The organism is Acinetobacter sp. Tr-809, from assembly GCF_011753255.1.
GTDB lineage: Bacteria > Pseudomonadota > Gammaproteobacteria > Pseudomonadales > Moraxellaceae > Acinetobacter.
Genome location: NZ_VWVZ01000007.1, coordinates 195,455 through 207,661, shown reverse-complemented (window position 1 = coordinate 207,661; position 12,207 = coordinate 195,455). Strand labels below are relative to the sequence as shown.

General features: G+C 42.1%; 6 protein-coding genes. 4 read left to right on the top strand and 2 right to left on the bottom strand.

Going from position 1 to position 12,207, the window contains the following annotated elements; all coding sequences use genetic code 11:
• The 3 genes from F3J02_RS16040 to F3J02_RS16030 form a co-directional block, all read left to right on the top strand.
• Positions 1–7,039, top strand: a 7,039-nt coding sequence (locus F3J02_RS16040; RefSeq protein ID WP_228284363.1) for a BapA/Bap/LapF family large adhesin, incomplete at its 5' end; no start/stop codon positions are given.
• A 118-nt stretch (positions 7,040–7,157) separates the two neighbouring features.
• On the top strand, positions 7,158–8,831 hold the full coding sequence (locus F3J02_RS16035; protein ID WP_167250871.1) for a poly alpha-glucosyltransferase: 1,674 nt from the start codon (positions 7,158–7,160) through the stop codon (positions 8,829–8,831).
• Positions 8,832–8,842: 11 nt separating this feature from the next.
• Positions 8,843–10,564, top strand: coding sequence for a CapA family protein (locus tag F3J02_RS16030; RefSeq protein ID WP_167250869.1), 1,722 nt, complete (start codon positions 8,843–8,845; stop codon positions 10,562–10,564).
• Here F3J02_RS16030 and F3J02_RS16025 read toward each other — a convergent pair.
• Positions 10,561–11,286: a metalloprotease gene (locus F3J02_RS16025; RefSeq protein ID WP_167250867.1), complete on the bottom strand. Its 726-nt coding sequence runs from the start codon at positions 11,284–11,286 to the stop codon at positions 10,561–10,563. The genes F3J02_RS16030 and F3J02_RS16025 overlap by 4 nt on opposite strands.
• 90 nt (positions 11,287–11,376) lie before the next feature.
• Here F3J02_RS16025 and F3J02_RS16020 point away from each other — a divergent pair, with 90 nt between their 5' ends.
• Complete coding sequence (locus F3J02_RS16020) at positions 11,377–11,697, top strand: MGMT family protein (protein WP_167250865.1); 321 nt, start codon at positions 11,377–11,379, stop codon at positions 11,695–11,697.
• A 67-nt stretch (positions 11,698–11,764) separates the two neighbouring features.
• On the opposite strand, the gene F3J02_RS16015 is transcribed toward F3J02_RS16020, so the two are convergent.
• Positions 11,765–12,202, bottom strand: coding sequence for a universal stress protein (locus F3J02_RS16015; RefSeq protein WP_167250863.1), 438 nt, complete (start codon positions 12,200–12,202; stop codon positions 11,765–11,767).
• Positions 12,203–12,207: the final 5 nt, after the last annotated feature.

Genomic DNA, 12,207 nt, shown 5'->3' with positions numbered 1-12,207 from the left:
ACCAAATCCAGGTAACTTACCAAACGGCAGTACAGTGACTGCGGTCGCGACTGACCCAGCGGGTAACCCATCATTACCGGGCAGTGAAGTGGTAGATAGCTTGCCACCAGATACGACAGGTACGGTACTGAACGTCAATGCAGTGACTGCGGACAACGTGGTTAATGCAGCAGAGGGTGCAGGCAATGTAACCGTCACAGGTACCTTAACGGGTGTTCCAGCGGATGCAGCAACCACAGTTGTGACCTTGCTGATCAATGGTGTGACCTATACAGCGACAGTTGATCCATTAACAGGCAACTGGACGGCAAGTGTTGCGGGCAGTGATCTGTTGGCTGATGGTGATAAAACCATTGATGCCACAGCAACATTTACAGATACAGCGGGTAACAGCAGCAACATCACTGATACCCAAGTGTATACAGTAGATACCACACCACCGAACCCAGCGGGTGCGGTATTAACGATCGGAACAGTGACTGCGGACAATGTGGTTAATGCAGCAGAGGGTGCAGGCAATGTAACCGTCACAGGTACCTTAACGGGTGTTCCAGTGGATGCAGCGACCACAGTTGTGACCTTGCTGATCAATGGTGTGACGTACACAGCGACAGTTGATCCATTAACAGGCAACTGGACGGCAAGCGTTGCGGGCAGTGACCTGTTGGCCGATGGTGATAAAACCATAGATGCCACAGCGACCTTCACCGATGCAGCGGGTAACAGCAGCAATGTGACTGATACCCAAGTGTATACCGTAGATCTCACACCACCGAACCCAGCAACAGCCGTGTTGAATATCAACTCAGTGACTGCGGACAACGTGGTTAATGCAGCAGAGGGTGCAGGCAATGTAACCGTCACAGGTACCTTAACGGGTGTTCCAGTGGATGCAGCGACCACAGTTGTGACCTTGCTGATCAATGGTGTGACCTATACAGCGACAGTTGATCCATTAACAGGCAACTGGACGGCAAGCGTTGCAGGCAGCGACTTGTTGATAGATAGTGATCACACTATTGATGCCACAGCAATATTTACAGATACAGCGGGTAACAGCAGCAGCATCACTGATACGCAAGTGTATACAGTAGATATCACACCACCGAATCCAGCAGGTGCAGTGATCAATATTGATGCAGTAACAGCAGACAATGTGGTTAATGCAGCAGAGGGTGCAGGCAATGTAACCGTCACAGGTACCTTAACGGGTGTTCCAGTAGATGCAGCAACCACAGTTGTAACCTTAGTGATCAATGGTGTGACCTATACCGCAATTGTGAATGCAGCAGCAGGCACGTGGAGTGCGGTGGTTGCAGGCAGTGACCTGTTGGCAGATGGTGATAAAACCATTGAAGCAACAGCAACCTTTACCGATACAGCGGGTAACAGTAGCAACATTATTGATACCCAAGTGTATACCGTAGATCTCACACCACCGAACCCGGCAACAGCCGTGTTGAACATCGACTCAGTGACTGCGGACAATGTGATCAATGCAACTGAGGGTGCAGGCAATGTGACCGTCACAGGTACCTTAACGGGTATTCCAGTAGATGCAGCAACCACAGTTGTGACCTTGCTAATCAATGGTGTGAGCTATACCGCGATTGTGAATGCAGCAGCAGGTACCTGGAGTGCGGTGGTTGCAGGCAGTGACCTGTTGGCGGATGGTGATAAAACCATAGATGCCACAGCGACCTTCACCGATGCAGCGGGTAACAGTAGCAATGTGACTGATACGCAACTATACAGCGTAAATTTAAATACCATCATCGCGTATGACAACATTGGACATGCTGTTCTTAGCCCACAACCAGCCTTGGTTCAAGATGATGTGAGTTTAGGCAGTGCATCATATCTGTTATTGACTTCATTAGCTGGAATTGATCTACAGCTTGGTGGGAATTCAATTGGCTTCAATGTCGCGACTAATCATGAAGGTACCGTGACATTCCAATATAGTGGTTTAATCGATGTTGGTTTATTGTCTGACTACAAATTGGTAGTACAGAAATTTAATACAACAACGAATCAATGGGAATCTATCCATGGTGATAGCGATGCATCACTTCTCAGCTTACATTTACTTGGCCTTGGTATCGGAAATGTGCCAGGTGTGGTACTTGAAGGCTTAGATGCTGGTCAATACCGTGGATTCCTGACTTACGATGGTTTATTAGGACTTGGTGTTCTCGGTACGCTATCTGCAACCATGGATGATTATGATCTGACCATCCCAGGTGGATACGAAGTAGGGAATGCCGAAGGTAACGTCATTCTTGATCCAGATCCAACAGGTCAAGTCGATCAAATCACACCAAACACTTATGTTTCTTCAGTGAATGGTCATCCGATTGATGCTGATGGAGAAACCTTCACGGGAACTTATGGAACAATTACTTTCCATCAAGATGGTAGTTATACCTATGTACCATTCTCGAATGGTTCAGGTGTCGGTCATAACGATGTGTTCACTTATACCCTAACTGATTCAGCCACTGGCGCGACAACACAGGCGAATTTGACCATTGTGTTTGATTCCATCCGAGCTGCGGATAACTTGGTTGAAGTGGAAATTAACCCTCAATATCAATTGGTGGGCACTGAAACTGATTCAGCGTTCTATGGTGTGTTGCTGAATGTTGGAAATCTGGTTGATTTACAACTTCTCACGGTGAACACAGTCGACTTTAATGTCTCTGCTGGCCAAGAGGGGGTTGCAACATTTAGCTTCAACAGCTTGATTGGTGCATCGGCACTCGGCAACTACAATGTTGTACTGCAAAAATACAATGAAGTAACAGGACAGTGGGAAGCGGTGAATGGTACAGGTGATCGTTCATTACTCAACCTTACCTTATTGGGTTCAACTCCAACAGCTCAAATTGCTGGATTGACAGAAGGTGAATATAGAGCGTTCTTATCCTTCAATGGTGCAGTAGGTGGTGCAATTGGCGTAACCTTAAATGGCGAAGTCAAACTTTATAACCCTGCTGTTGTGACTGGATACGATGTTGTTGCAGCACATGGTAATTTGATCTCTGATCCAAATACCAATGGCGCAATTGATATCGCTACGCCGAACAGTGTCATCAGTGAAATCAATGGAGTTGCCATCACGGGTTCTCCAACCACGGTGACAGGTGTTTACGGTACCTTAGTGATCTATCCAAATGGTGACTATACTTATACACCGAACCCTGCAAGTGCTGGTTTAGGGCAAGTGGATGAGTTCACTTATACCTTAAGAGATCCAGCATCTGGTACAACTTCACAAGCAACATTCTATGTTCATCTTGATAGTAAAGTTGTCGATATGAATTGGCCTGCTGATCCATCACAACCTGCAACTGTCAGCATCATTGCTGCAGACGATGCGGTCAATGCTGGAATCACCGCTCAACCTCATCTCATTGATGATGATCGAGCATTGGGTAGTGCAACTTATCTTGCATTGCTTTCATTGGCAGGTATTAACTTACAAGCACCTTTACCATTCGTGAACAGCACAGTGAGTTTCAATGTGGCTGCGGGTGAACAAGGAACAGCAACCTTCAAATACAGCAGTTTAATCAATGAAGGTGCACTGGGTGATTACCAACTTGTGCTCCAAAAATTCAATACGGTCACAGGTCGTTGGGAGTCAGTTACGGGTAGTAGTGAGGCATCCTTACTCAATCTTAGTATCTTAGGTATAGGCTTGAATGCTACACCTGGGGTTGTGATTGAAGGTCTGGAAGAAGGTCAATACCGTGCATTTATGACCTATAACGGTCTATACGGTAAGAGTATCTTAGGCACATTGTCAGGTACGATGGATGTCTATGACCCAACACTAGTGGACTACACCGGTGTTGCAACAGAAGGAAACGTGATTACTGGTTTAGGTGTTGGTACACATGCTGATTCGGTCACAGGTTATACCGTGGTTGGTTCGGTAACATTCAATGGTGTAACCACTCCGATCGATCTCACCAATGGCGCAACCATTGTGGGTCAATACGGAACACTGAAAATATTTGCAAATGGTGATTATATCTATACACCGAATAACACCAATGCAAATATCGGTTTGGTTGATCACTTCACTTATACCTTATCGGATCCACTTGGCGGCAACCTTGCAAGTGCCAACCTTGACTTCACAATTGGCAATAGTGCGCCAGTGATTGCGGTAGATGATCTTGCGGTTGCGGAAATCAATCCTGAATATCTACAAATCGGCAATGATATTGCAGTAGGCAGTCATGGTTATCTCGCATTGGTATCATTAACCAACAATTTTGATTTCCAACTAGGTTCAGCAGGTGTGAATTTCACACTGACTGACAGCACACTGAACGATGTAACGTTTAACTACAGTGCATTGATTAGTGCCAGCCTACTTGCTGACTATGTGCTCGTGGTTCAAAAATTTGATACTGCGACGAATCAATGGGTAGCTGTACATGGCACAGGCGATGCAGATTTACTCAGCCTCGCAGCCTTTGGTGGTAATACCGTTACATTAGATGGCTTGGGTGCAGGGCAATACAGAGCCTTTATGACCTATGCTGGTGGTGGTATCGGTGTCAGCTTACTTGGTACGCTTTCTGTTCAAAAAGATGTGTTCGATGCGACCAATATTACTGGATACAGTGTCCAAGCTGCAGAAGGTAATGTGATCCATGACATTGGTTTGAATGGACATGCTGATACTGCATCAGGCTTCAGTAGCATTACAAGTGTGATCTTCAATGGTGTTAGCCATACTGTAAATGCTACCGGCGTTACAACGATTGTGGGTGATCACGGTACATTATCGATTTACGCAAATGGTAACTACAGTTATCAACCAACAGCCAATGCAAGTGGCTTAGGACAAGTTGATCAATTCACTTATACATTGACTGATGGTTTGAATAGTTCGCAAGCGACCCTGTACTTCCATATTGATAGTGATGCTGTCGATATGACCTGGAACCCAACGGATCCTTCACAACCTGCTGACATTACAGTGACACCTGTAGATGCACTGGATGATGTGGTTTCTGCGGGCATTGATATTGTTCCACAAGGTCAACTTGGTGTAGCGGTGGGTTCTGCAAGTTACTTGTTACTGGTCGGATTAACCGAAAATCTAAACCTTTCATTACTAGGTACACCAAGTGTGAAATTTAATATTGCAGCTGGACATGGTGCGGATGTGACATTCTCTTACGCTCCAACTGTTTCACTGTCACTATTTAATGACTACAAAGTGGTTCTACAAGAGAAAGCGGCAGATGGTACTTGGCATAATCTCAGCGGTGGTTCAAGTACTGGAATATTGAACATTGGATTGTTAGGTAGTGGTGGTATTGGTGTAACAGTGCCTGACTTAGGTCAAGGTGAATACCGTGCCTTCATGGTCTATACCGGTGTTGGTGTCGGTATCTTGGGTACCATGAGTGTGGTTAAAGATGACTTTGATTACACAGTTGCTCCAACCAATACAGCGGTTGTTGCAACGGGTAATGTGTTGACCGATGACTCAATCACATTGACAACGCACGTATCCACAGTGACTTCGGAAATTGTGGGAGCTCCAGTCCAAACAGTTGGTACAAGTACAACGATTGTAGGTGCTTACGGTACGCTGGTAATTTCGGCAAATGGTCAATATAGCTACACGCCAAACACGAGTGATTTAAGTGCAATTGGTAAAGTGGATACATTTACCTATACGGTGCGTGACGTTCTGACTGGTGCAACCGATACAGCGAAACTACATATCCAAGTGGGTTCACCAGATGTGAAAGTGGTTTGGGATACAGCCAACCCAGCAAACGATGGCACCATCGAGATTGTTGCTAATGCTGATAATGTAACTGCAGCGACGGACTTCTCAAATACTAAAGATGCTGCTGTTGATGTAACTAGTCCTGATATTACGATTAGTGGTCTTGGCTTTACATCAGTCGATTCTAATAGCTTCACTATCGCAGCTGGAACAGTGGGTAGTATCGATCTAGCAGCAGTTTATAAGGTTCAACCTCTTCTCGGTGTTCTACCAACGATTAGTTATGTGATCCAAATATGGAATACAACAACAAATCAATGGGTTGACACAGTTTATAAAGGATCTCAAACAGCTTTAGGAAGTTTGGCTACGATTCAGCTCGGAAGTGTTGCGTTCCAAGATACTGTAGAAAATCTTGCAGCAGGTTTATACCGAGTCCATTATGGTTTACAAGGTGTCTCTGTTGGAACCACAACGTTAGATACCAGTGTTACAACCACAGCGGTTCATTTGAATCAATATAGTTCAGATTGGATCAACGGTAATGTACTGCTTGGAGATACGATTGGTGGTGTTGCGGATACAGGATTGTTATCTCATGAAGGTTATAAACTTCAAGTATGGAACAGTGTATCAGGTTCATATGTAGATGCTGTAGGTCAGTCGATTAATACAGGTAATGGTGTGTTAATCATGCAGTCCAATGGTGAGTATGAGTATCGTCCAAATGATGTCAATGTAACTTCACATTTAACATCTACAGACAGTATTGATTACAAAATCATTTCGGCAACTGGTGTTGAATCAACTTCAACTCTGAATATTAACTTGACACATCCTGATTACAACTTGCTTTATACAAGTACCAGTGGCAACGATACATTTACCAGTGCGATTGTTGGTAGCGGCTCAGATACCTTAATTTATCAAATACTGAATGGTACTTTGGCAACTGCGGGTAATGGTGCAAATACAGGTGGTAATGGTGTTGATCATTGGACTGGTTTCGTTGTCGGAAACACGGATACACATGCTGTTAACTATAATGATCAAGCAGATAAAATTGATATTCGTCATCTTTTAGATGGAGATCAAACAGATGGTAATATTGGTGAGTATCTGCGTGTGACCAACGTTGGCGGTAATACGGTGATTGGAATTGACCGTAATGGCGCAACTCCAATTATAGGAAGTAATTATATTGATCTTATTACCTTAGATGGGGTTACAACAAACTTAACGACCTTATTAAATAACCATCAAATTCTATACTAATTCAAATCTTTCACTTTAAAAAAGAGAACCTTCGGGTTCTCTTTTTCATTTTGAGAAGATCATAAGAATATATGGTATGGTGTTTAAAACACTTAAAAATTCTAAAAACTGAACATATATGAGCATTACAACGATTTCAGCATATGAGCAATTGGCAAACCAGCTCAGTGAGCAATTTTTCAAACAGCTTCAGCCGCATATTGATGTCTCTAAATCGGTTGTTTTCTGTTCTTATGGAGAGCAGACACAACGTTGCCAAGTCTGGAATTCATCATGTTCATATTTTGATGATATTCAACAGCAATTAGTTGACTTTCTGGAACATCAATTCGCTATAACTGAAAAACTGCCAACATTTCTGAAATTTGATGTTGCTTTTAATATCCAACAGGAAAATTGGCAAGATATTGAACAGACTTTAAAGAACCAATTCCATAATAATCATTACCGTAAAGGGATGAGCTTTGATGCGGATTTCAACATTTGTTTCTTGGAGCAAGAGCTTTATGGCAAGGCAATTATTCGTGCGCTGAGCTATAACACGCCTAACTTTGTTGATGAGAAAAATTTAAATAACGGTCTCTTAAGAAAATATCCGAATCAGCAACGCAGCATCAAAATTGCAGACCTTCAACAGCTATGGACCTTTGATACCCTAGCCGTAATCTATGAGGATCGACAGTTGATTCCTTTGCACAGTCAGTTCACTGAAAATGGCATGCGTTATCAACTTGAGCCGAAAAAACAACATTTCAAAAAAATGATCGAGGCAAATGCTAAATTTCTCTATCAGCACATTCAAAGTGATGGTCGATTCGCGTATGGTTTTTTTCCTGCCTATGATCGTGAAATCCGCAGCTATAACACGGTTCGGCATTGTACGTCGGTCTATGCTTTGCTCGAAACTTTAGCGATCCAATCACATCAAGCTTGTATCGAAAAAATTCAGTCTGCCATTGATTATGCCTTACAGCATTTTTATATCGAGAAACAAACGGAATTGGCGTATATGCTGGATGGTAATGAGGCTACGGGTCTAGATGAAATTAAGCTAGGTGCTAATGCCGCAGCGATTTTAATGCTTAGCAAATATCAAGAAATGACAGGAGATAATCGCTATCTTGCTTATGCTCAGCGTTTAGCCAACGGTATTTTGTCGATGGTCAATGAGACAGGTGAAACTACACATGTGCTGCATTACCCAAGCTATGAGATAAAAGAGAAATTCAGAATTATTTATTATGATGGTGAAGCCGCTTTAGCCTTATTACGTTTTTATCAACTTCACACAGACGAAAAATTACTGCAAACAGTCAAACAGATGTTTGAACGATTTATCACGCAAAAATATGATCGCTATCATGATCATTGGCTCAGTTACTGTACCAATGAACTGACAAAAATTTGTCCAGAAGAAAAGTACTTCCAGTTTGGATTAAATAATTATTTAAAACATATGGTTTTTATCCGTAACAGAAAAACAGCCTATGCCACTTTGTTAGAAATGATGATGGCTGCATATCAAATGGTTGTTCGGATTCGAGCGCTCGGTTTGGATCAATTGTTCGAAAAGGCGCACTTTGATGATCTAAAAAAGCTCATTGAGTTTCGGGCTGAGTTTCAACGGACAGGCTTTTTCTATCCAGAAGTAGCGATGTATATGGCTCGACCAGATAAAGTTTTAAATGCCTTTTATGTACGGCATGATCGTTTTCGTGTGCGGATTGATGACCAAGAACATAATCTTTCCGGCTACGTTGCTTATGTGCAACACTTTGAAAATGAAGCTTGAGGGGGGAAGCAATGAGTACACCTCAAGAAATCAAAATCATCAGCCAGATCGGCAATCAAAACTTTCAGCATCCCATTTGGCAAACTGAAATAGCAGGGGATTGTTCGTATTGGATTTTAGTACTTCTTAGTTTAGAACGTATTGTCGATGGATCGTTGCAACTCGATGATGTGGTGAGTCATCATATTCAAGCAAGCAAGGGATCAATTCCTGTCTTTGAAGATCACTATTCGATTCTGAAATTATTGCAAGCCTTAACCTTTACCCAAACTCAGGAAATTCAACAGCTTCTTGGCTGCCATTTATTTGGAAATTGGCAACAGGCACAAATTGAAATCAACACTAAAGCAGGGCAGTTTGGATTGAATATTCAGCATAAACATGATGCTACCAAAAATACCCTGCAAAAACTCTATGGTTTGGCTGAATCCATCTTTAATCTACCGATTGAATTATTGAATCAAGTCTTTGTAAAAACGTTCAATATGAATGGACAGGAGGTTGCTCCAATCCGTTCATTATGGACATGTAGACAGTTGGATGCTGTTCTTTACCTGACGGATCAAGCGCAAGATTATTACTTGTCTTATCGACATGCCAATCAGAGCCTTGGTATTTTTCACTTATTGGATCATGTGCATCGTATTGATCATTTAGTGCCGTATTATCATTCTTTTCAACAGGGGTTATTGCCTGTAAAACAGATTCAAGCCAAAAGTGAGTGGGTCAATATCATCGGCGATACTTATTTTGGTGAATTTTATACAGAGAAACGAAAAAATAAAGGTATCGATGATGCTTTGCAACGTTACGGTTACAGCCATTCCTTTGAAGCGATCAAACATTTTTTTGGCCCAGATGATATTAATATTGCCAATCTAGAAGCGGTTTTTAATCTCGAAGAAAACTCAATTTTAGCGGGAAGAAAAGACTATATCCTTGGTGCGCAGTCTGAGCCAACCTTGGCAGAATTTAAACGCATTCATATCAATACAGCGTGCTTGGCCAATAATCATTTAAAAGACTATGGTGACGCAAGTCTTAAACACACTTTGGAGCTGCTTGAGCAAGCCGAGATTGATTTTATCGGGGCTGGGACTGACCAGCAGCAAGCACATCAATGCTTGGAAATTCTCAGCGACGCGCAGAAGGTGGCTATTTTTAATGGCTATTGGCATCGAACAGCAGCTTATCAAGATTATGATTTTTACGCGCTTGGCAAGAGTTCAGGAGTGGCTTGTATTAATGCGGTTTTGTTTGAGCAAATCATGCAATATCGCGTCAAGCATCCGCAGCATAAGATCATTGTCATTTGTCATTGGGGTGTTGATTTTAAATCGATCCATCCAGAGCAAGAAAAACTTGCCAAGATATTGACCCAGATTGGGGCTGATCTCGTGATTGGGCATGGTGCACATACGATTCAGCCAATTCGATCTATTCATCAAAAGCCTGTCATTTTGGGTATTGGTAATGGGGTATTTAACAGTAATGGCAATTTTGAAAAATATCAGGCCCTTCCTTATGGGGGGATTATTCGTCTTAATTTAAGTCAAAATCGATTAAAGTTTTATCCAATTTATACTCATAATCGTGAAACTTTTTGGCAACCTCGTCCTGTCGATGAGGTGCAATTTGAGCAAGCGAAAACCCTTTTGACACGTCAACTCGACTCAGCAAATTACATGATTGGGCAGGATGATTTAGGCCATTATCTCCAGCTCAGCTTTTAAGGATATTGGTTGTAATTGTTGAGCATGATATTCAGCTGTTCTTTATTGAATCCCAGATTGCGTAGGCCACCACTACCTAAACGACAGTCATAGCTGCTCATAATATTGGTCGGTGTGGTTTTAGTGGCTTTGGGAGAACACACATGACCTAAGCCGAAAGCATGCCCCATTTCATGAATACTGGCGGCCTGAGTTTGATAATTCAGTCGTTCCCAATCAATCAAAATAAAAGGTTGTCCCTGATTGCGGAATCCCCAACTGGTAATGTCTGCATCTTTTAATTTTTCACCATAAGAATCATAAATAATAAACAGCACTTCCTTGCTTTTTCGACGAGGGAAGCAAGTTCTGACTGCGCTTGGTAGATTGTCTGGAATAATGGCTTTCGGTTGACTTAACTGCTTGGCAAGATCACATTTGCGCTTGCTAAAATCTTGATATGAATAATAACGATGAATTTTAAACTTAAAGATTTTTTGATTGTTCTCATCAACAAAATACTGGTTCAAAATTGCTAGTTCTTTATACATTTGTGCTTTGCGATCTAAAGCTTTTACTTCTGGTCGATTGCTGGTCACAATAAAGCTGACATTGACCACAGGTAAATCATTGGCATCCAATGGATATTTATAAGGAGGCATTTTCACCGGTGCTTTTTGGGTCGTACACGATGCACTGAAGATCAGACATAATAGTGTCAGGGCAGTGATTTTTAACCGCATTTTTTGTTCTCTCAAGTGGTCGCGTTTTAATTATTGTAAAGCTAGCTTTTTGCATGATTTTGATCATCTTAGCAGATTTTTGGAGCTTATATGGTTCAAAATACCAATGAACTACATCGACAAATTTTAGAAGTAATTGCCTTGATTCCTTATGGAAAAGTGGCAAGTTATGGGCAAATCGCCAAGTTGGCAGGTTTACCCAAACATCCCCGTCTAGTCGGTTATGTACTCAAGCATTTAGATAAAGACAGTGAGATTCCTTGGCATCGTGTGATTAATTCGCAAGGTAAGATCAGTGTGACTCGAATCAATGAGAAAGGTGAAAATGTTCAACAGACATTGTTGGAACAAGAAGGGGTGTATTTATTAAATGGTAAGGTCAGTTTAAAAATCTTTGCTTGGCAGCCGTAATCAGGAGTTGAGTTTAGAACGCATAATCTGTTACTGAAAAATTATACGTTCTTAGACTTTTAAATGCTTAACGCACAATTAATACTGGAATATGGCTTTCTGCTAAAACTTTTTGCGCCACGCTACCCAGTACAAATTGTTTAAAGCCTGTGCGTCCATGTGAACCCATAATGATCAGGTCTACGCCTAGGTTTTGAGCAGCGCCAATAATTTCCTGATGCACTGAAAAGCCTTCCAGAATTTGCGTTGCAACTGTCAGACCATGTTCTTCAAACTTTTGCTCGGCTTTAGTTAAATTCTCTTGAACATAACCTCTAACACGTTCAATCAAATCATTGCTTTGGCCCATGCGAATATAGGCATCTGCAAGATAAGGATCGAGCGTCATTACTTCGACAACTGTAAGTTCACTATTCAGGGCTTTTGCTAGTTGAGCGGCTTCTCTAATGACATTCACTGCTATTTCAGAGTCATCAATCGCCACTAAGATTTTTTGATAAGCCATGTTGG